Source organism: Streptomyces sp. AA4 (genome assembly GCF_000158875.1).
Taxonomy (GTDB): domain Bacteria; phylum Actinomycetota; class Actinomycetes; order Mycobacteriales; family Pseudonocardiaceae; genus Amycolatopsis.
On record NZ_GG657746.1, the window covers coordinates 865,307 to 885,187 of the forward strand.

The window sequence follows — 19,881 nt, forward strand, 5'->3', positions numbered from 1 at the left end:
CTCGGCCCCGGCCCCGGACCAGCCCGGGTTCACCGTGCCCACGCAGGGCATCCGGGCCCAGCCGCGCCGGGTGGATCCCGAGGTCGTGGCCGGGAAACCGGTGTTCGTGCTGTACCGCCCGTCGCGCGGCATCGAGGTCCGCGACACCGACCAGGTCATGGGGCGGTGACCGATGCCGATCCGCACCAACCGCGGCCGGACCGCGGTCTACCGCCGCCTGTGGGGGTTCCCGCTCCGCTCGCCCCGGCACCTCGTGGGCACGCTGGTGTTCCTCGCCGTGGTGATCACCGCGCTGGGTGTCGGCCTGCCCAAGGTCCTGGGCAAACCCGCGTCCGCGCATCCGGGCGCGGCTCCGAGTTCGTCAGCTGGTCCGCGCACCGGCGTCGCGGCCCCGGTGCCGAGCACGCAAACCCTGCCGACCCGGCTGTCGCAGCCGCTGGTCACGCCGACGTCGGCGGCGCCGAGCCCGGAGGCGCTGAACGTCGCCAAGCAGTGGGCGACGGCCTGGGTGCGTCATCCGGCGGGCATCTCGAACGCCAACTGGCTCAACGGGATGCGCGGGCTCACCACCGACGAGTACCTGCCGGTCATGTCCACAGTGGACCCGGCGAACATCCCGGCCACCAAGGTCACCGGCGAGCCGACCGTCACGCAGTCCTACTCCAGTTCGGTCAAGGTCGTGGTCCCCACCGACGGTCCGAAACTCAGCATCACCGTGGTGCTCACCAGCGCGGGGTGGCGAGTGTCGGACTATGACCAGGCGAGCTGACCGTGAAGCTGGCCATTCTCGTCTCGGTGGTGATCGCCGCCGTTTTCGCCACGGTGCTCACCACCAACGTCGTGCAGAAGGCGGTGACCGACCAGCAGCAGGCGGCGGCCGGCGGGGTCGCGCTGACCTCGTGCGACGCCGCGATCGGCCCCACCCAGCCCGGGCAGCCGGAGCAGGGCGGGGCGGACGCCGCCGAACTCGACCAGGAGTCGCGCGGCACGGTGTCGCTGATCATCGCGATCGGCAAGCAGCGCAGCCTCTCGCCGCGCGCGTGGCAGGTCGCGATCCAGGCCGGGATGACCGAATCGCGGCTGCACAACGTGAACTACGGCGACCGCGATTCGCTCGGCATCTTCCAGATGCGCCCGTCGATGAACTGGGGCACCCCGGCCCAGGTCACCGACCCGAACTACGCGATCAACAAATTCTTCGACGTGCTGCTCGGCGTCCCGGACTGGGAGAATTTGCGTCCCGGCGACGCGGCGCAGCGCGTCGAGCGGTCCGGTTTCCCGGACCGCTACCACCGGTGGGAGGCCATGGCGGCCACGCTGGTGCAGAACATGGGCCAGGTCGCCGACGTGGTCGGCTGCGGGCAGGGCATGGGAGCCGCGCTGCCGCCGAGCCAGGCCGCGGCGCAGGCGATCAAGTTCGCGCTCGGCGAGCAGGGCAAGCCCTACGTCTGGGGCGCGACCGGCCCGGATTCGTACGACTGTTCCGGCCTGATGCTGCGCGCCTACGAGTCGGCGGGCGTGATCCTGCCGCGCGTGTCGAAGGACCAGTACAAGGCGGGCGCGATGCTGCCGGTGCGGGAAGCCCAGCCCGGTGACTTGATCTTCCTCGCCACCGACCCGGCCGACCCGACGACCATCCACCACGTCGCGATGTACCTGGGCGACGGCAAGATCGTCGAGGCCCAGCAGACCGGCGTGCCGGTGCACGTGCGGCCGTTCTCGTTCGACGAGCACGAAGTCGTCCCGCAGGCGGTGCGCCCCGGCGTCTAGCATGGGTGCGGGAGGCACCGGCTCTTGACCCGCGGATGCCCAGTTGCCGCGGGTCCGGATTCACCCCGAAGTCGCGGCCTGTCCACGAGCACGTGGCCGCGCGCTGGCAGAGGATGGCACACGTGGCACGGAAATTCGGCAAGCGAGGCAAAGCAGGCCAGAGCGAGCCCCAGGACCCGGCGGCGCTGTTCGGCGCACCGCAGCCGCCGCGCCAGTCCGCGCACCCCGCGTCCAGCACCCCGCTGGCGGATTTGCTGAACCAGGGAATGCCCGGCGTCGACGGCGGGTACGTCGTCCTGCCGCGCTCCCTGGCGGAGGGCATGTCGCTTCCGTGGCAACAGCAGCTGGCGGCTCTGCTGGCCCAGTTCCACGCCGAGCACGCCCGGCTGTCGTGGCCGGTGTACCGCGTGGTCCCGTCCCGCTACGAGCGCCTGGTGGATCTCGACGAGGAACAGCTCGCGGAGGCGGGCTACCTGGTGGAGATGGACGCCGAAGGCGAGATGGTCTACCGGGAACGGAGCGGCCGCAAGGTCCAGGACCCGGACCGTACGACGGTGCTGGTCTCCTGCCTGGACCCGATTCCCCGCCCGGCCGCCGCTGGTCCGGTCCCTTCGGGGGAGGCACCGCCGATGGGCCCGTTGGCCGCGGCGGTCCCGATGAACATCGGACCTGCCCCGGTTTGGCGCTCGGCCGGGGAGGCTGGTGCGGCGGCCCGTCCGCCGGAAGACGTCGGGCGGGCCACTGCGGACAGCGGCCAGACCAGTGAACCGGTCTCCCAACCGGTCGAACCGGCTCCGGTTGTTGCTGAGGAGCCACCCCAGCCGACCCCGGCTCCGGCCGAGGCTGCCGCTCCGGTGAAGGAAGACGCACCGGCCATTCCGGACTCCGCCGCGCCCGAACCCAGCGCGACGGCCCCGGTGCCTCCCGCCACGCCAACGCCGGTTGATCCGCAGCTGCGCGCGAGGCAGTCGTGGCAGCCGAAGCCGTACGTGCATGAGCCGCGCCAGCCTGTACGTCCGGCGGAAGCGTTGCCGCAGCAGGGGAATCCGGCCGTTCCGTCACATGGTCGGCATGAGGCGCCCCCCGGGTGGCATCCGGCTCCTCCGGCTGGGGCACCGCAGTACGGTCCGGGTTCTCCGCCTTCTCAACCGGCGATGCCTGCTGCCCAACCGCCCTCGCCGCAGCAACCGCCTGCGGCTTCTGCCCCGCAGACCTCGCCGGTGCCGCCATCTCCGGCACAGCCAGTCGCTCCGCCGGAGCCGATAAGTCCGCCGACGGTCGGCGCATCCCAGCCGTCCCCGCCTGCGAATCCTCCGGCACAGCACCAGCCATCGGCGGCTCCGTCCGCGCCCAGCGCGGAGTCAGCGACCCCGCCCGCACCTGCTGCGGTGCCCACGAATCCTTCGGTGTCGCAGCCGCAGACGGCTCCTTTCACGCCCAGCGCGGAGTCGGAGACCCCGCCCGCACCTCCTGCGGTGCCCGCGAATGCTCCTTCACCGCAGCAACCGCCGACGGCACCTTCCGCGTCCGGCGCGGAGTCGGCGACGCCGCCACTTCCACCAGCAGACGCTCCGGCGTCGCCGCCGCCGACGGTTCCGTCCGCGCCCAGTGCGGAGTCGGCGAACCCTCCCGCATCTGGTGCACCGCAGTCACTTCCGCCCGCGGGTGCCCCCGCTCCGCAGCAGCCACCACCGACCGCTCCCGCTGCAGCGTCGCCTGACTCGCCTGCTTCCGGCTTCCCACGACCAGTCCCGCCCGCGTCAAGTGCGGAGTGGGCAAACCCGCCCGCAACTGACGTAGCGCATCCAGCGCCCAAGACTTCTCAGCCGCCAACGGCTCCCTCCGCGCCTGGCCCCGAGTCGACGAGCCCGCCGGTGGCGCAGCCGATTCCGCCTGCAGCGCAACATCAGGTTCCGTCCGCGCCTAGCCCGGAGTCGACGAGTCCGTCCGCGTCTGCTGCGCCGCAGCCGATTCCGCCTGCAGCGCAACACCAGCCTTCGCCCGCGCCCAGCGCGGAGTCGGCGATCCCGCCTGCGCCAGCAGCGCAGCACCAGCCTGCGCCCGCGCCCAGCGCGGAGTCGGCGATCCGGCCTGCGCCAGCAGCACAGCACCAGCCTCCGCCCGCACCCAGCGCGCAGCCCACTCCACCGTTCCAGCTGCCGCAGCCCAGCGGTCGCCGGCGGCCTGCCGAAACCGGGCCGGACGGGCGGCCCTTGCCGGTCTTCCCTGGGCAGGAGAGCGGTCCGCCCGGGCCGCCGCCGTCGCGGGTGTATCGGGAGGAGCCGCCGGTTTTCCCGGGCAAGAATTCGGCCGTGCCGCCGGTGCCGGATTACGGTGCGTCCTCCCCGGCGGACGACGCGGCGACCCCGCCCCGCGGCATTCCCATGGGGGACGCTCGCGGGTGGTTCGACGAGCACCCCGACCACGAGGACGACGGCCCGGCCGACTTCGGGCCCACCGGGCAGCCCACGGAGGTTCCGTTCCGCTGGCGCAAATGAGCGGGCGGATGTCAGGCTGAACCCATGTCTGACGACCCGAACCCGGACCAGGGCTGGTACTACAACACCCGCACCCACGAAGTCGAGCACCTGGAACGCAGCCGAGGCGCCGACCTCCTCGGCCCGTACCCGGACGAGGCCACGGCCCGCCGCGCGCTCGACATCGCCCGCGAACGCACCCGCCAAGCCGACGCCGCCGACCGCGACTGGGACGGCGACTGACGGCGTGACGGAACCAACCCGGGCGAGGCTCGGACGCTGAGGCAGCAGCTAACTGCCGACCTGGTGTGGGGCGGCGGGCTGGCCCGGAACTGGAATCAGGCCGGGCGAGGCTGGGATGTTGGGGCAGCGCTGAGCCGCGGACGGGGCGTGGATGGCGACTGCTCGGAGCAGTAAACCTGCTCGATCGAGGCTGGGAAGCCGAGGTAGTGCTACGCCGTTGCTCTGGTGTGGGATGGCGGCTGGCTGCTCGCAGCGGGACACCTGCCCGGGCAAGGCCAGGGGGCTGGGGCAGTACAAAAGCCGACCTGACCTGGGGTGGTTTGGAGCAGGAATCAGCCCGGGCGAGGCTGGGAAGTTGGGGCAGTGCGAAACCGTCGACCTGGCGCGGGACGACGGCGGGCCGCCCGGAGCAGGAAACCTGTCGGGGCGAGGACGGGAAATCAGGGCGGTGCCAAACCGCCGACCTGACCTGAGACCGCGGCGGGCTGCCCGGAAACACGAAACCTCCCCGCCCGAAGCCCAAAATCCAGAGCAACGCGAAACCGCCGACCGGACAAAGCGTCCGGTCGGCGGCAAGAACACCTTCAACTACCCGGCCACCAAGGCCGGATCCAGTACGAAGTCCGGATCAACCTGTTCCTCCAGATCCGCCCCCATCCGGCCGTTCCCCCAGGCCCGCGCGTTGCGCAGGTGGAATTCCACCCCTTGCCGCTGGTACCGGGCCCAGTCCCGCGGAGTTGCGTCCACCAGGTCCTGCATCGCGGCCAGCGTCGCCAGGTTGCGCGGTTCCAGTTCGCCGATCGGCCGGGTCGTGCCGCGTTCGGCGGCTCGGACGTGGCCGGACGTCGTCATCCACCCCAGCAGTGCCGAACCCAGCTGTTCGGTCAGGAAGTCGACGTCGTCGCTGTCGGTGACCTTGTTGCCTACCGCTACCAGGTGAACGCCGAAGTCCCGGGCGTGGTCCGCGTACTGACGGTAAACACCGACGCTGCGCAGGGTCGGTTCGCAGACCAAGAAGGTCACGTCGAAGCGCGTGAACAGGCCCGAGGCGAACGCGTCGGCGCCGGCGGTCATGTCCATCACTACGTACTCGCCCGTGCCGTCCACCAGGTGGTTCAGCAGCAACTCGGCCGCGCCGACCTTCGAGTGGTAGCAGGCCACGCCCAGGTCGTCCTCGTCGAACTGGCCGGTGACGCCCAGCCGGACGGCGCCCAGCGGGCGGAAGCAGGCGTCGAAGATCGGGTTGTCTTCGAAGGGGCGGACGAGACGGGAGCCGCGGCCGGGCGGCGTGGTTTTGATCATCGCGTCGGCGGACGGGATTCGCGGGTTGTCGCCGCGCAGGTACTCCTTGATCAGCGGCATATGGTCGCCGAGGGTCGGCCACGCCAGCGCCTGCTCCTCGGTCGCGCCGAGGGCCGCCGCCAGGTGCTGGTTGATGTCGGCGTCGATCGCCAGCACCGGTTTGCCCGCGGCGGCCACATACGAGACGAACAGCGACGAGAGCGTGGTTTTCCCGCTGCCGCCCTTGCCGACGAACGCGATCTTCACCGATCCGGCCCCTTCTGAAAATGAAGACGATTGTCAATGTCAGGCAGGCTACACCCGACCGGCCCGCGCCCGAACGGGCGATCACCGGCGGTTCGGCGGGATAGTGTTGGAGCGTGCCGCCGCTCGTGCTGAGGACACCAGCGTCGGGAGGGGACTTCGGTCGTCTCCGGGCGGAGTTCGCGCTGCCGGAGTCGTTCGGGCCCGCGGTGCTCGCGGAGGCCGAAACGGCGGTGCTCGATCCGCTCTCCTCGGCGGGCGGCCGCGAGGACGCCACCGACCTGCCGTTCGTCACGATCGATCCGCCCGGGTCCAAGGACCTCGACCAGGCGATGGTGATCGAACGACTCGGCAGCGGGTTCCGGGTGCAGTACGCGATCGCGGACCTGGCGGCGTTCGTCCCGCCGGGCGGCGCGCTCGACCACGAGGCGCGGCGGCGCGGGCAGACGCTCTATCTCCCGGACGGCAACGTCCCGCTGCATCCGCCGGTGCTGTCCGAGGGCGCGGCCAGCCTGCTGCCGGGCGAAGTGCGCCCGGCGGTGCTGTGGACCATCGACGTCGACGAGGCCGGGGAAATTGTCGCCACCCGGGTCCGGCGGGCGCTGGTGCGCTCGACGGAGCAGCTCGACTACGAAGGGGTCCAGGCGTCGCTGGACGCCGGGCGGCCGCATCCGTCGGTGGCCGCGTTGCCGGAGCTGGGCCGGTTGCGGCGCAGCCTCGCGGTGCAGCGCGGCGCGGTCGAGTTGCAACTGCCGGAGCAGGAGATCAGCGGCGACGTCGACGGCGGCTGGATTCTCGCTCGCCGGCCGCGGACGGTCGTCGACGCGTGGAACGCCGAAATCTCTTTGCTCACCGGGATGGCCGCGGCGCGGATCATGATCGACGCCGGGATCGGGGTGCTGCGGACGCTGCCGTCCCCGGAACCGGACGCGGTGGAGTGGCTGCGCCGGTCCGCGGCGGCGGTCGGGCTGGCGTGGCCGGTCGAGCTGACGGTGTCCGAGTTTCTGTCTACTTTGGACCCAGGACAGCCCGCGTCGATGGCGCTGTACGCGGACACCACCCGGCTGTTGCGGGGCGCGGGCTACACGGCTTTTGCCGGGGAATTGCCCGCGGTTACCACGCACGCGGGAATCGGCGGAGCGTACGCGCACGTCACGGCGCCGATTCGGCGGCTCGTCGACCGATTCGGCACCGAGGTGTGCCTGGCGGTGACGGCTGGCCGCGAGGTGCCGGATTGGGTGCGCGAGGCGTTGTCCGAAGTGCCGGCGTACATGTCCGCTTCGGACAGTCTGGCCGCGCGGGTCGAACGCGCGTGCATAGATCAGGTCGAGGCGTGGGTACTCGCTGAGCATGTGGGTCGCGAGTTCACCGCGGTGGTGTTGCGTGCGGACGAGGCGCGGGCGGAGATCCTGGTCGAGGATCCGCCGGTGATGGCGAAGTGTTCCGGCGAGAAGTTCCCGGAGGGCGAGCGGATCGCGGTGCGGCTGACCGAAGTGGACGTCGAGCAGCGGAAGGTGTCGTTCGAACGGGTATGAGGAACGCGGAACTGGTCGATGATCTCGGCGAGCCGGTGCCGATCGAGGGCTCGCCGCGGCGGGTCGTGTCGTTGGTGCCGTCGCTGACCGAGGCGGTCGAGGCGAGCGCGCCCGGGCGGCTGGTCGGGGCGACGGACTACTGCACGCATCCGGCTGATCTGGACGTGGAACGGGTGGGCGGGTCGAAGTACCCGAAGCTGGACCGGGTGCTGGCGCTCGAACCGGATCTGGTGCTGGCGAACTCCGAGGAGAACCGGCCGGAGGACGTGGAAACCCTGCGCGCCAACGGGATTCCGGTGTTCGTCATGGCCGCGGCGGAGTCGGTGCCCGCCGCGCTGGGTTCACTGCGGCGGATTTTCGGCCAGGTGTACGGCATCGACGAACCGGAATGGCTCGACACCGCGGACGAACTGTGGCGCGAGGTGCAACCGGTGCGCTACCGGGCGGTGATTCCGGTGTGGCGCAAGCCGTGGATCGTGCTGGGCCGTGACACCTTCGCCGGAGACGTGCTGCGCCGGATCGGGGTCGAGAACGTCTACTCCGGACACTCCGAACGGTATCCCCGGCCGTCGCTGGAAGAACTCCAGAAGACCGGGGCCGACCTGGTCGTACTGCCCGACGAGCCGTACGAGTTCACCCAGGACGACGGCCCCGGCTTCTTCCCGGAGATGCGCCCGGTGCTGCTCTCCGGGCGCTACCTCACGTGGTACGGACCGTCTCTGGTGGACGCCTACGCGGCGCTCAGAGAGTCAGTCCGGTAAGGACAGTCACGCGCTCCTCGGTGAAGTCCGCCATCGCCGCCGCCGGGCCTTCGCGGCCGACGCCGGAGTCCTTCACGCCGCCGTACGGCATCTGGTCGGCGCGGAAGCTCGGCACGTCGCCGACCAGCACACCGCCCACCTTGAGCCGCGCCGACACGTCGAACGCGGTCGGCAGGTCGCGCGTGAACACGCCGGTCTGCAAACCGAAGCGGGACGCGTTGATCCGCTCGACGCCGTCGTCCACAGAGGACACCCGGACCAGCGAGACCACTGGGCCGAACACCTCGTCCGCCATCACGGAAACGTCCTCGGGAACCTCGGAGAGCACGGTCGGCTCCACCGTCGCGCCCGAACGGCCGCCGCCGGCCAGCAGCTTCGCCCCGGCGACCACCGCGTCGGTGACCCAGGATTCGACCCGCGTAGCAGCCGCCTCGTTGACCAGCGGGCCCACGTCGACGCCGTCCTCGCGCGGGTTTCCGGTGCGCAGCGCGGCGACCTGCTCCAGCACCTTCTGCTGCAGCTCGTCGTAGACGTCGGTGTGCGCGTACACCCGCTGCACCGAAATGCACGACTGTCCCGCCTGGTACATGGCGAACGTCGCGATCCGCTGCGCGGCGAAGTCCAGGTCAGTCCAATCCGGACAGACGAGAACCGCGCCGTTGCCGCCGAGTTCCAGCGCGACGTGCTTGCGCGGCACGCTGTCGCGGATCGCCCAGCCGACCGGAACCGAACCGGTGAACGACACGACCGGCAGCCGCGGGTCCTTGACCAGTTCGGCGGTGGCCTCGTTGCCCAGCGGCAGGATCGACCAGCTGCCCGCCGGAAGGTCGGTCTCGGCGAGGATCTCGCCGAGCAGCAGCGCGGTCAGCGGCGTCGCCGGGGCGGGCTTGAGCACGATCGGCGCGCCGACCGCGATCGCCGGGGCGACCTTGTGCGCCACCAGGTTCAGCGGGAAGTTGAACGGCGTGATGCCCAGCACCGGACCGCGCGGCACACGCCGGACGAGCGCGAGTCGTCCGGTGCCGCCCGGATCGGTGTCGAGGCGCTGCAGGTCGCCGGAGAACCGGCGGGCTTCCTCGGACGCCCAGCGGAACGTCGACACCGCACGGCCGACCTCGCCGCGCGACCACTTCAGCGGCTTGCCCGATTCGGCGGTGATCAGCTGCGCGATTTCCTCGGTGCGCTCGGAAAGCCGGCGCGAGATGTGGTCGAGCGCGCCCGCGCGGACGTGTGCGGGCAGCGTCGCGTACTCGTCGGCGACGTCGGCCGCGGCCTGAACCGCGGCCTCCACCTCGGACTGCCCGGGAACGTAGTGCGCACCGGCTTCGGAACCGTCGAACGAATGCCGGACGACGGTCGTTTCGCTGCTGGTTACCGGCTTTCCGGCCACCCAGAACGGGTAAGTCACTTGCGGGCCTCCGTGCGGATCGCGTACTCGAGAACGGCGAGGCCTTCGTCGAGCAACTCGTTGGACAGGGACAGCGGGGGAAGCAGCCGGACGACATTGCCGTACGTGCCGCAGGTCAGCACCACGACACCCTGTGCGTGGCAGGCGGCGGCGATGCGCTTGGTGAGGTCGGCGTCCGGCTCGTTCGTGCCCGGCTTGACGAACTCGGCGGCCAGCATCGCGCCGCGTCCGCGCACGTCGCCGATCACGCCGGTTTCCGTGGCCAGCGCCCGAAGCCGCGGCAGCACCAGTTCCTCGATGCGCTTCGCGGAACCGGTCAGGCCGTCGTTGCGCATGGTCTCGATCGCGCCCAGCGCCGCGGCGCACGCGATCGGGTTGCCGCCGTAGGTGCCGCCGAGCCCGCCCGGGCCGACCGCGTCGAGCAGCTCCGCGCGCCCGGTCACCGCGGCGAGCGGCAGCCCGCCCGCGATGCCCTTGGCCGTGCAGACCAGGTCCGGGACGACGTCCTCGTGCTGCGAGGCGAACCAGTTGCCGGTGCGGCAGAAGCCGGTCTGCACCTCGTCGGCGACGAACACCACGCCGTTCGCCTTGCACCACGCGGAAATCGCGGGCAGGAAGCCGGGAGCGGGCTCGATGAACCCGCCCTCGCCCTGGATCGGTTCGAGCACGACGGCCGCGACCTGGTCGCCGCCGATCTGCTTCTCGATCCGGTCGATCGCCTGCCGCGCGGCCTCCGGGCCGGCCAGCCCGTCGCGGTACGGGTACGAGCCCGGCACGCGGTACACCTCGGGCGCGAACGGGCCGAAACCGTGCTTGTAGGGCACCGATTTCGCGGTCATGCCCATGGTCAGGTTGGTGCGGCCGTGGTAGGCGTGGTCGAACACCACGACGGCCTGGCGGCCGGTGGCGGTACGGGCGATCTTCACCGCGTTCTCGACCGCTTCCGCGCCGGAGTTGAACAGCACCGACTTCTTCGCGTGGTCGCCCGGCGTCAGCTCGGCCAGCGCCTCGCACACCTCCACGTACCCCTCGTACGGGGTCACCATGAAACAGGTGTGGGTGAACCGCGCCGCCTGCTCGCGCACCCGGTCGACCACCTCGGGCGCGGAGTGCCCGACGCTCGTCACCGCGATCCCGGAACCGAAGTCGATCAGCACGTTGCCGTCGGCGTCGGTGAGCAGGCCGCCGCTGGCGGAGGTGATGTAGGCGGGCAGCGTCGACGCGACCCCGGCGGCGACCGCGTTCGCGCGGCGCTCCTGCAGCGCGCGGGAAACGGGCCCGGGGATCTCGGTCTGCAGCCTGCGCTGCCGGGGTGCCGGAGCCTGCGGCTCGGCGGCGGTGCTCGTGGTCACGGATCGCTCCTGTACGCGTGAGTGGGTCGCCCTCAGGATGGGGCCTGCACCGTCCGCCGTCAGCTGGCCGTTCTGTCCAACTTGGTGACTACAATTAGCCGTTATGGCACTCACCCTGCGGGCGCTGGCCGCCGAACCCGCGCTCGGCCTGCGCGTGGTCGCGGGCGAGGCCGGGCTGGACCGCCCGATCGGCTGGGTGCACCCGACCGAGCTGACCGACCCGCAGAGCTTCCTCGAAGGCGGGGAACTGCTGCTCACGACCGGTCTGACGCTCTACAGCGCGACGTACGCCGCGTACGTCCGGCGGCTGGTCGACGCGGACGTCGCCGGGCTCGGCTTCGGCGTCGGGCTGAGCCACGCGAAGGTGCCGGACGCGTTGGTGGCGGTCGCCGACGAAGTCGGGTTGCCGGTGCTGGAGGTGCCGCGGAAGACGCCGTTCATCGCGATCACGCGTGCGGTGTCCCGGTCAGTCGCGGCCGACGAGTACGCCGCGACGGTGCGGATCGGCCGCGCCCAGCAGGAGCTGACCCGGACCGCGGTCGGGCGCGGCGGTGCCGGGGGAGTGGTGCGGCGGCTTGCGCGGCTCATCGACGGCTGGGTCGTGCTGTACGACTCCGCCGGACGCATGCGAGAGGCGTCGTCGGCCAAAGCGCGCAGTGTCAAGCTGGACATCACCGGGCTTCGGGCGGGCACCCGAGTGGTGTCCCATGGCGACGACGAAGTGGTCATCCAGACTCTGCATACGCGGGGTGCCTTGGCGGTCGGTACTGCCGAACCGTTGGACAGCACCGGACGCTACATCGTCAACACGGCTGTATCCCTGCTTTCCCTTGCGCTGGAACAGGATCGGGCACAACGACTCTCGCTGTCCCAGCTGCATACCGGCGTGCTGGAGCTGCTCGCCGCCGGACATGACGAGCTGGCCCGCGACGTGGTACCCGATCTTCCGCCCGAGCCGTGGACGGTGCTCGCGGTGGCCGGGAGCAAGTCGGCGCGGAACACGCTGTACGAACGGCTGGAAACCCTTGCCGGACAAGTATTCGCCGCACACCGTGGAGACAAGCTGATCGTGCTGGCGGAGAACGACGAGGTGAGCGCGATCGTCGCGGAAACCGGGGAGTTCCACAGTGGACTGTCCACCGGGGAGTTCCCGACCGCGTTGAGGCAGGCGGAGGAGGCGGCCGAGGCGGCGCGGACCCAGCGCGTGCCGCTCCTGCGCTACGCCGACCATGCCGGGGCCGGATTGCTCGGCTTGCTCGATCAGCAAGCCGCGCAAGCGTTTTCCGACCAGCTCCTCGCGCCGGTAAGGAAGTTCGACCGGACCGGCGGCCGCGGCGACCTGGAACTGTCGCTGCGCTGCTGGCTCGAACACCACGGCCACTGGGACCTCGCCGCGACGAAACTCGGCGTGCACCGGCACACCTTGCGCAACCGGGTCGCCAAAGCGGCCGAGCTGCTGGGCCGGGACCTCGACGCGCCCGGCGTCCGCGCGGAACTGTGGTTCGCTCTCCAGATCAGGTCGTGACCAGCAGCGTGATCGGCGAATCCCCGCACCGCCGCAACGTCGTCCCGCCCGGCGCCGTATACGGCTCCGCGCCGGAGGCCCACCAGGCAGGCACGTCGATCTCGCGCACCAGCGACCCGGTCGCCTTCCGCACGCTGTTCGACACGATCACCCGGCCCTGCGCGTTGAGCAGCGCGGCGGTCCGGCCGAGCGCGCGAAGCCGGCGACTCACCGTGCGCTCGAACTCGCGCACATACACGTCCGCACCAACGACCCCGGCGAATTCCTCACCGCGAGTGACCGGAACGGTGAAGGTCAGCGTGTACTCGTCGGTGCAGAGATAGTCCACGTACGGCCCATTGACATGCCGTTGCCCGCTGTCGCGCGGGACGGTGAACCAGGATTGCCGCGTGTAGTCCAGGAAATTGGGGCTCTCCGGATCGAGGCTGATGAACAGCTGTTCCGGCGCGCCGTCGTCGGTGCGGCACGAAGTCCACCATTCGAAGCCGAGTTCCTGATCGGCAAGGACATTCGGCGCGCTCACGAAGCCCGCGCCGACCACGAGGCCGCCGAGCGCCTCGATGACCTGCGGCCGGATCGCGTGCAGCGACTCGGCGGACAGGTCGCCGGATTCGGCGAGCAGCGTCTCGGCGGCGGCCAGAACTGGTTTCAGGCGCGCGAAAATCTCCTCGACGAGGGAGGAAACCTGGGTCACTACCTCTTCGCCGGTCAGCGTGCGGGTGTCGGTCACGATGCTCACCTCGTGATGCGGGTCATCGGAGCTTACGGCGTTTCGAGGGTCAGGTGCAGATCCGCGAGCCGATCGAGCGCTCCGAGGAGGTGGTCTTCGGTCAAAGCGCGCGCCCGATCGCCGTCGGCCGAGGCGATCGCGGAGACGATCGCCTGGTGCTCAGCGTAGGACCCCCGGCAGGTTTCCTTGTCGCCGAGGGGCGCCCAGAGCAATACGCCGTGTTCGCTCTGCAGCTGAACTTCCTGGTTGGTGAGCCGCGGGGACTGCGCGGCGGCGGCGACTTCGAGGTGGAAATGCCTTTCCGCGCGGGTCGCGTCGGGGCCGCTCGCGCCGAGGAGGTCTTCCGCGGTGAGCCGCAGCCGTTCGAGGTCTTCGGGGGTGCTGCGTTCGGCGGCGAGTTTCGCCGCCGAACCCGCGACGGCGAGGTAGTGGTCGCCGAAGTCGCGAAGGTCGGCCATGGAGACCAAGCGCAGGCGTTCGGCCCACGAGCTCTGCGCGGGCCAGTCCGGCGTGCGCACGAAGCTGCCGCCGCCGCGCCCGCGCCGCGTTTCGACGAGGCCCTGCTGCCGCAGCACCGCGAGCGCCTCGCGCACGGTGACCGTGGAGACGCGGAACTGCGCGGCGAGTTCGGCCTCGCTCGGCAACTGCTCGGCGTCGTCGAGGAGACCGAGCGTGATGGCGTCGAAGAGCCGCGCCGCGACCGCCTCCGCGCGCCCCACCTGTTCCAGCGGGGCGAACATCGCCAGTCGTGCGCTGTTCGACATCTCCTTGCGCATCGTTGGTCCACCCGTCTCGGCATCCGTTGGAGCCAATCCTGCCCCAGGGCCTTGTCATTTGAAATATGGAGTTATATGTTTCATCCTGCCACGGAGAGTCAGGAGGCGCACGCGTGCAGGAGTTGAAGCACTATGTCGGCGGGACCTACGTCGACTCGCTGTCCGGAAAGGTCGCGGAAATCGTCGACCCGGTTACCGGCCGTGCGTACTGCACCGCGCCGGTGGCCGGCGCCGAGGACGTGGACCGCGCGCTGAAGGTCGCCGCGGAAGCGTTCGAAAGCTGGCGCGAGACCACCCCGGCGCAGCGGCAGCTCGCACTGCTCAAGATCGCCGACGCGCTCGAGGCGCGCGGCGAGGAGATCATCCGCGTCGAAGCGCAGGACACCGGCAAGCCGTTCGCGCTGACCATGGAAGAGGAGCTGCCCGCGGTCATCGACCAGGTGCGCTTCTTCGCCGGCGCCGCGCGCGTGCTCGAAGGCCGTTCGGCCGGCGAGTACATGGAAGGCCACACGTCGTTCATCCGCCGCGAGCCGGTCGGCGTCTGCGCGCAGGTGACGCCCTGGAACTACCCGCTGATGATGGCGATCTGGAAGATCGCGCCGGCGCTCGCCGCGGGCAACACCATCGTGCTCAAGCCGTCCGACACCACGCCCGCCTCCACGCTGCTGCTCGCCGAGATCTGCGGCGAGCACCTGCCCGCGGGCGTGTTCAACGTGATCTGCGGCGACCGCGACACCGGGCGCGCGTTGGTAGAGCACGACATTCCGGCCATGGTGTCGATCACCGGCTCGGTGCGGGCGGGCATCGAGGTCGCCGGTTCGGCGGCGCACGACGTCAAGCGCGTGCACCTCGAACTGGGCGGCAAGGCCCCGGTGATCGTGTTCCCGGACGCCGATCTCGAAGCGGCCGCCGAAGCCATTGCCGCGGCGGGGTATTTCAACGCGGGCCAGGACTGCACGGCCGCCACTCGCGTGCTGGTGCACGACGACGTGCACGACACCTTCGTCAACGCGCTCACCCGCCAGGCCGAGGCGAACAAGACCGGCACCGGCGACGACGTCGCGTTCGGCCCGCTCAACAACGCCGCGCAGCTGGACAAGGTTTCCGGCTTCATCGACCGGCTGCCGGAGCACGCGACTGTCCACTGTGGAGGACGGCGGTCCGGCGACGAGGGCTACTTCTACGAGGCCACCGTGGTTTCCGGCGTCCGGCAGGACGACGAGATCATCCAGAACGAGGTCTTCGGCCCGGTCATCACGGTGCAGCGGTTCACCGACGACGACGAAGCGCTCAAGCACGCCAACGGGGTTCCCTACGGCCTCGCTTCCTCGGTGTGGACCAAGGACCACCAGCGCGCCATGAAGTTATCGGCGAAACTCGACTTCGGCTGCGTGTGGATCAACACGCACATTCCGCTCGTGGCCGAGATGCCGCACGGCGGGTTCAAGCGGTCCGGCTACGGCAAGGACCTCTCGCTGTACGGCCTCGAGGACTACACCCGCGTCAAGCACGTGATGAGTGCGCTGTAGCCGTCGTGACCAGATCCATCGGAAGGCCTGTCATGCCCCATCAAGCCCCCGCCGAGACCCGGCCGCCGGGAAGGCGTCCGCAGTCCGCGCAGCCGGCGATCCGGCTCACCGGACTGGAAAAGCACTTCGACAAGGTGCGTGCCGTGGACGGGGTCGACCTCGACATCCCGCCCGGCGAGTTCTTCTCGATGCTCGGCCCGTCCGGTTCCGGCAAGACCACCGTGCTGCGGGTGATCGCCGGCTTCGAACTGCCCACCGCGGGCACGATCGAACTCGAAGGCAAGGACGTCAGCCAGCTCGCCCCGTTCGACCGCGACGTCAACACGGTTTTCCAGGACTACGCGCTCTTCCCGCACATGACAGTGCAGCAGAACGTGGAGTACGGCCTGAAAGTCAAGCGGGTCGCGAAAGCCGAACGCCGCGAGCGCGCGAAAGAAGCGCTGCGCACGGTGCGGCTGGAGGATTACGGCGACCGCAAACCGTCGCAGATGTCCGGTGGCCAGCGGCAGCGCGTAGCACTCGCGCGCGCTCTGGTGAATCGCCCGAAAGTGTTGCTTTTGGACGAACCCCTTGGCGCGCTTGACCTCAAGCTGCGCCAGACCATGCAGGTCGAGCTCAAGCAGATCCAGCGCGAGGTCGGCATCACCTTCGTCTTCGTCACCCACGACCAGGACGAGGCGCTCACGATGAGCGACCGGATCGCCGTGTTCAACGCGGGCCGCATCGAACAGGTCGGCACTCCGGTCGAGGTGTACGAACGCCCGGCAAGTGCTTTCGTGGCAGGGTTTGTCGGCACGTCGAACCTGCTCAGCGGGCGGAGCGCGGAGGCGGTGATCGGCAAGCCGGGCGTGTACAGCATCCGGCCGGAGAAGATTCGCATCGACGGAGACCTTGCGTCCCCGGCCGGTCCCGGAGAGACTTCTGCGACCGGTTCCATCACGGATGTCGTTTATGCCGGTTCGACGGTGCGCTACGCTGTCGCGCTCGATGCCGGGGGCCAATTGTCCGTTGTCCGCCAGAACACCAGCGAACCGACCGAATTCGCAGACGGTCGCGTTCGCCTGCGCTGGCGCCGCGAACACAGTTTCCGGGTCCCCGAAGCCGGCTAGTTCCTCACGGGAAGGTTTCTCTCGCTATGAAGAACAGGAAGACGCTGCTCGCAGGGCTGTGCGGCGTGAGCCTCCTGCTCGCCGCCTGCGGCACCTCGGGCTCCGACTCCAAGGCGGGGTCGGCGCCGGGCGCGCAGGGCTTCACGCCGCCGAAGCTGAACGCGCTGACGCAGCTCGGACAGCCGGAAGGCCAGCTGAACGTGCTGGCGTGGCCCGGATACGCGGAAAACGGCCAGAACGACGCGAAGGTCAACTGGGTCACGCCGTTCGAGCAGCAGACCGGCTGCAAGGTCAACGTCAAGCCGTTCGGCACCTCGGACGAGGCCGTGACGCTGATGAAGACCGGGCAGTACGACGTGGTTTCCGCGTCCGGCGACGCCTCGCTGCGGCTGGTCGCCTCGGGCGACGTCGAGCCGGTCAACACCGCGCTGGTCCCGAACTACAACGACATCTACCCGTTCCTCAAGAACAAGTCGTGGAACAGCGTCAACAACGTCGCCTACGGCATCCCGCACGGCTGGGGCGCGAACGTCCTGGCCTACCGCACCGACAAGGTGCAGCCGGAGCCGACGTCGTGGTCGCCGATGTTCGACGAGAAGTCGCAGTTCAAGGGCAAGGTCATCGCGTACGACTCGCCGATCTACATCGCCGACGCCGCGCTGTACCTGATGGCGCACCAGCCGGATCTCGGCATCAAGAACCCGTACGCCTTGGACGACAAGCAGTTCAAGGCGGCCACGGACCTGCTGAAGAAGCAGCGCCCGCTGGTCGAGGAGTACTGGTCGGACTACCTCAAGGAAACGCAGTCGCTCAAGAGCGGCGACGGCGTGATCGGCACGGCCTGGCAGGTGACGGTGAACCTCGCGAAGAGCGAGGGCGCGCCGGTCGCGGCCACGGTGCCGAGCGAGGGTGCGACCGGCTGGTCGGACACCTGGATGGTGTCCGCGAAGTCGCAGCACAAGACGTGTGCGTACAAGTGGATGGACTACATCACGAGCCCGAAGGTGAACGCCCAGGTCGCCGAGTACTTCGGCGAGGCCCCGGCGAACTCCAAGGCCTGTGCGGAGTTCAAGGACAAGTCGCTGTGCGACACCTACCACGCCAACGACGCCGCGTACGCCGCGAAGATCCAGTACTGGACCACGCCGATCCCGCAGTGCCTTGACGGCCGCACGGACGTCAAGTGCAAGGACTACGGCGACTGGACCCGGGCCTGGACCGAGATCAAGGGCTGATCGACTCTCGCGGATGCCGGTACCCACCGCGCCGGCATCCGCGAGTCCGCCGGGGGCTGCGGGCCCTCCCCAATGTTCCCGCAGCCCTCGGCTCTTCTCCCGTCTCCACCGGAAAGTGCTACGACATGACCGCCGTGAGCTCGCCGAGTCACCGCATCTCGGCTTTCTTCCACCGCAAACCCCAGCTGCGCCTCGGCCTTTTGCTCACCGCGCCGATGCTCTGGCTCGGCCTGGCCTACCTCGGCGCGCTCGCCGCCCTCTTCATCACGGCCTTCTGGTCCACCGACGTCTTCACCGGCAAGGTGGTCACCGACTGGTCCTTCGACAACTTCGTCACTCTTTTCAGTGATTCTGTTTATCGCACGATCACGTTCCGCACCGTCGGCATCGCGCTGCTGGTGACCGTGATCGACGCGGTGATCGCGTTCCCGATGGCCTTCGCCATGGCCAAACTCGCGTCGCCCAAGGCGCAGCGCGTGCTGGTGATCATGGTGATGACGCCGCTGTGGGCGAGCTACCTGGTGAAGGCTTACGCGTGGCGGACCCTGTTGTCCGGCAACGGAGTGCTGAACTGGCTGCTGGACCCGCTCGGCCTTTCCGCGCCGGGATACGGCGTCACCGCCACCGTGATCACGCTGTCCTACCTCTGGCTCCCGTACATGATTCTCCCGATCTACGCGGGCCTCGAACGGCTTCCGGTGTCCCTGGTGGACGCTTCCGGCGACCTCGGCGCGAAATCGTTCCGCACGTTCCGTTCGGTGATCCTGCCGCTGACCTTCCCGGCGATCGTCGCGGGCTCGATCTTCACCTTCTCGCTTTCGCTCGGCGACTACATCGCGGTGAAGATCGTCGGCGGCACGTCGCAGATGCTCGGCAACGTCGTGTACGACAACATCGGCGCGGCCAATAACCTGCCGTTCGCCGCGACCGTCGCGACGGTCCCGGTCGTGATCATGCTCGTCTACCTGGCCGCGGTGCGTCGCACCGGTGCGCTGGACAACCTCTAGGAGACCGCCGTGCGGATGTCGAAACCCGCCCGGGTGCTGTTGTGGACCGCGCTCGGCGCCGGATTCGCGGTGATCTATTTCCCGCTGCTGGTGGTCCTGCTGAACTCGGTGAACGCGGACACCACGTTCGGATGGCCGCCCAAGAGCTTCACGCTCGAATGGTGGGGCCGGGCGATCACCAACGAGGGCGCCCTGCACGCCTTGTGGACCAGCGTCATCGCCGGCCTGTCGGCCACCGCGATCGCCTTGGTGCTCGGCACGATGGCCGCGTTCGCGCTGCAGAAGTACCGGTTCTTCGGCCGGAACTCGTTGTCGCTGCTGGTGATCCTGCCGATCGCGCTGCCCGGCATCGTCACCGGCATCGCGCTGAACAACGCGTTCCGGACGATCTTCGGGCTCGACCTCGGCCTGATGACGGCGATCGTCGCGCACGCCACCTTCTGCATCGTGGTGGTGTTCAACAACGTGGTCGCCCGGTTGCGCCGGATGGGCGGAAACCTGGAAGAAGCGTCGATGGACCTCGGCGCGGACGGCATGACGACGTTTCGCCTGGTGACGTTCCCGATGCTGCGTTCCGCTTTGCTGGCAGGCGGTTTGCTCGCGTTCGCACTGTCGTTCGACGAGATCATCGTGACGACGTTCACCCTCGGCACCGGCATGGAAACGCTGCCGATCTGGATCTACAACAACCTGTTCCGGCCGAATCAGGCCCCGGTGGTCAACGTGGTCGCGGCGGTGCTGATCGTCGTCTCGACGGTGCCGGTTTACCTGGCACAGCGGCTTTCCGGCGGCGACAGCTCCAGCGGCGGCCGGATCTAGCTCCGAAGGTCCGTGAAGGGCTCCTTGAGGGAATCAGATTCCTTCAGGGAGCCCTTCACG

The 19,881-nt window shown here is 69.6% G+C and carries 19 protein-coding genes; 12 read left to right on the plus strand and 7 right to left on the minus strand.

The window, feature by feature from the left end:
* Positions 1 to 172: 172 nt before the first annotated feature.
* Together SSMG_RS04210 and SSMG_RS04215 are read left to right on the plus strand one after the other, a co-directional pair.
* The gene (locus tag SSMG_RS04210; protein WP_009073104.1) at positions 173 to 769 is read left to right on the plus strand and encodes a hypothetical protein; all 597 of its coding nucleotides are present in this window, start codon (positions 173 to 175) and stop codon (positions 767 to 769) included.
* A 2-nt stretch (positions 770 to 771) separates the two neighbouring features.
* Positions 772 to 1,770: a C40 family peptidase gene (locus SSMG_RS04215; RefSeq protein WP_009073105.1), complete on the plus strand. Its 999-nt coding sequence runs from the start codon at positions 772 to 774 to the stop codon at positions 1,768 to 1,770.
* Positions 1,771 to 3,201: 1,431 nt separating this feature from the next.
* Here the strand turns inward: SSMG_RS04215 and SSMG_RS45225 are convergent.
* Both SSMG_RS45225 and SSMG_RS45230 read right to left on the minus strand, forming a co-directional pair.
* Complete coding sequence (locus SSMG_RS45225; RefSeq protein WP_037712503.1) at positions 3,202 to 3,513, minus strand: hypothetical protein; 312 nt, start codon at positions 3,511 to 3,513, stop codon at positions 3,202 to 3,204.
* Between the two features lie 180 nt (positions 3,514 to 3,693).
* Positions 3,694 to 3,918: a hypothetical protein gene (locus SSMG_RS45230; protein ID WP_158687987.1), complete on the minus strand. Its 225-nt coding sequence runs from the start codon at positions 3,916 to 3,918 to the stop codon at positions 3,694 to 3,696.
* 164 nt (positions 3,919 to 4,082) lie between these two features.
* Here SSMG_RS45230 and SSMG_RS45235 point away from each other — a divergent pair, with 164 nt between their 5' ends.
* Both SSMG_RS45235 and SSMG_RS04235 read left to right on the plus strand, forming a co-directional pair.
* Positions 4,083 to 4,268 carry a hypothetical protein gene (locus SSMG_RS45235; RefSeq protein ID WP_158687988.1) on the plus strand — a complete coding sequence of 62 codons (186 nt, stop codon included), beginning with the start codon at positions 4,083 to 4,085 and terminating at the stop codon, positions 4,266 to 4,268.
* A 24-nt stretch (positions 4,269 to 4,292) separates the two neighbouring features.
* Positions 4,293 to 4,490 (plus strand): hypothetical protein, encoded by a 198-nt coding sequence (locus SSMG_RS04235; protein WP_037712509.1) that lies wholly within the window; start codon positions 4,293 to 4,295, stop codon positions 4,488 to 4,490.
* 588 nt (positions 4,491 to 5,078) lie between these two features.
* Here the strand turns inward: SSMG_RS04235 and SSMG_RS04240 are convergent.
* Positions 5,079 to 6,038: an ATP-binding protein gene (locus SSMG_RS04240; protein ID WP_009073109.1), complete on the minus strand. Its 960-nt coding sequence runs from the start codon at positions 6,036 to 6,038 to the stop codon at positions 5,079 to 5,081.
* 113 nt (positions 6,039 to 6,151) lie between these two features.
* Here SSMG_RS04240 and SSMG_RS04245 point away from each other — a divergent pair, with 113 nt between their 5' ends.
* The gene (locus tag SSMG_RS04245) at positions 6,152 to 7,570 is read left to right on the plus strand and encodes an RNB domain-containing ribonuclease (RefSeq protein WP_009073111.1); all 1,419 of its coding nucleotides are present in this window, start codon (positions 6,152 to 6,154) and stop codon (positions 7,568 to 7,570) included.
* Complete coding sequence (locus SSMG_RS04250; RefSeq protein WP_037712512.1) at positions 7,567 to 8,331, plus strand: helical backbone metal receptor; 765 nt, start codon at positions 7,567 to 7,569, stop codon at positions 8,329 to 8,331. The genes SSMG_RS04245 and SSMG_RS04250 overlap by 4 nt, the downstream gene beginning before the upstream one ends.
* Here SSMG_RS04250 and SSMG_RS04255 read toward each other — a convergent pair.
* Together SSMG_RS04255 and gabT are read right to left on the minus strand one after the other, a co-directional pair.
* On the minus strand, positions 8,312 to 9,739 hold the full coding sequence (locus SSMG_RS04255; protein WP_009073115.1) for an aldehyde dehydrogenase family protein: 1,428 nt from the start codon (positions 9,737 to 9,739) through the stop codon (positions 8,312 to 8,314). The genes SSMG_RS04250 and SSMG_RS04255 overlap by 20 nt on opposite strands.
* A complete protein-coding gene (gene gabT / locus SSMG_RS04260) occupies positions 9,736 to 11,091 on the minus strand; it encodes a 4-aminobutyrate--2-oxoglutarate transaminase (protein WP_009073117.1) in 1,356 nt (451 codons plus the stop codon). The genes SSMG_RS04255 and gabT overlap by 4 nt, the downstream gene beginning before the upstream one ends.
* 103 nt (positions 11,092 to 11,194) lie before the next feature.
* On the opposite strand from gabT, the gene SSMG_RS04265 reads away from it, so the two are divergent.
* Positions 11,195 to 12,616: a PucR family transcriptional regulator gene (locus SSMG_RS04265; RefSeq protein WP_009073120.1), complete on the plus strand. Its 1,422-nt coding sequence runs from the start codon at positions 11,195 to 11,197 to the stop codon at positions 12,614 to 12,616.
* Here the strand turns inward: SSMG_RS04265 and SSMG_RS04270 are convergent.
* Together SSMG_RS04270 and SSMG_RS04275 are read right to left on the minus strand one after the other, a co-directional pair.
* Positions 12,606 to 13,346, minus strand: a complete 741-nt coding sequence (locus SSMG_RS04270; RefSeq protein ID WP_037716557.1) for a cache domain-containing protein — start codon at positions 13,344 to 13,346, stop codon at positions 12,606 to 12,608. The genes SSMG_RS04265 and SSMG_RS04270 overlap by 11 nt on opposite strands.
* Before the next feature lie 32 nt (positions 13,347 to 13,378).
* Positions 13,379 to 14,122 carry a FadR/GntR family transcriptional regulator gene (locus tag SSMG_RS04275; RefSeq protein WP_009073124.1) on the minus strand — a complete coding sequence of 248 codons (744 nt, stop codon included), beginning with the start codon at positions 14,120 to 14,122 and terminating at the stop codon, positions 13,379 to 13,381.
* A 65-nt stretch (positions 14,123 to 14,187) separates the two neighbouring features.
* Here SSMG_RS04275 and SSMG_RS04280 point away from each other — a divergent pair, with 65 nt between their 5' ends.
* From SSMG_RS04280 to SSMG_RS04300, 5 genes are all read left to right on the plus strand, one after another.
* Positions 14,188 to 15,651, plus strand: a complete 1,464-nt coding sequence (locus tag SSMG_RS04280) for a gamma-aminobutyraldehyde dehydrogenase (protein ID WP_199785794.1) — start codon at positions 14,188 to 14,190, stop codon at positions 15,649 to 15,651.
* 32 nt (positions 15,652 to 15,683) lie between these two features.
* Entirely contained in the window at positions 15,684 to 16,760 is a 1,077-nt protein-coding gene (locus tag SSMG_RS04285; RefSeq protein WP_009073128.1) for an ABC transporter ATP-binding protein, read from the plus strand.
* A gap of 26 nt (positions 16,761 to 16,786) precedes the next feature.
* Positions 16,787 to 17,995: an ABC transporter substrate-binding protein gene (locus tag SSMG_RS04290; protein ID WP_009073131.1), complete on the plus strand. Its 1,209-nt coding sequence runs from the start codon at positions 16,787 to 16,789 to the stop codon at positions 17,993 to 17,995.
* A gap of 125 nt (positions 17,996 to 18,120) precedes the next feature.
* On the plus strand, positions 18,121 to 19,002 hold the full coding sequence (locus SSMG_RS04295) for an ABC transporter permease (RefSeq protein WP_009073133.1): 882 nt from the start codon (positions 18,121 to 18,123) through the stop codon (positions 19,000 to 19,002).
* A gap of 9 nt (positions 19,003 to 19,011) precedes the next feature.
* Positions 19,012 to 19,821, plus strand: a complete 810-nt coding sequence (locus tag SSMG_RS04300) for an ABC transporter permease (RefSeq protein ID WP_009073135.1) — start codon at positions 19,012 to 19,014, stop codon at positions 19,819 to 19,821.
* Positions 19,822 to 19,881: the final 60 nt, after the last annotated feature.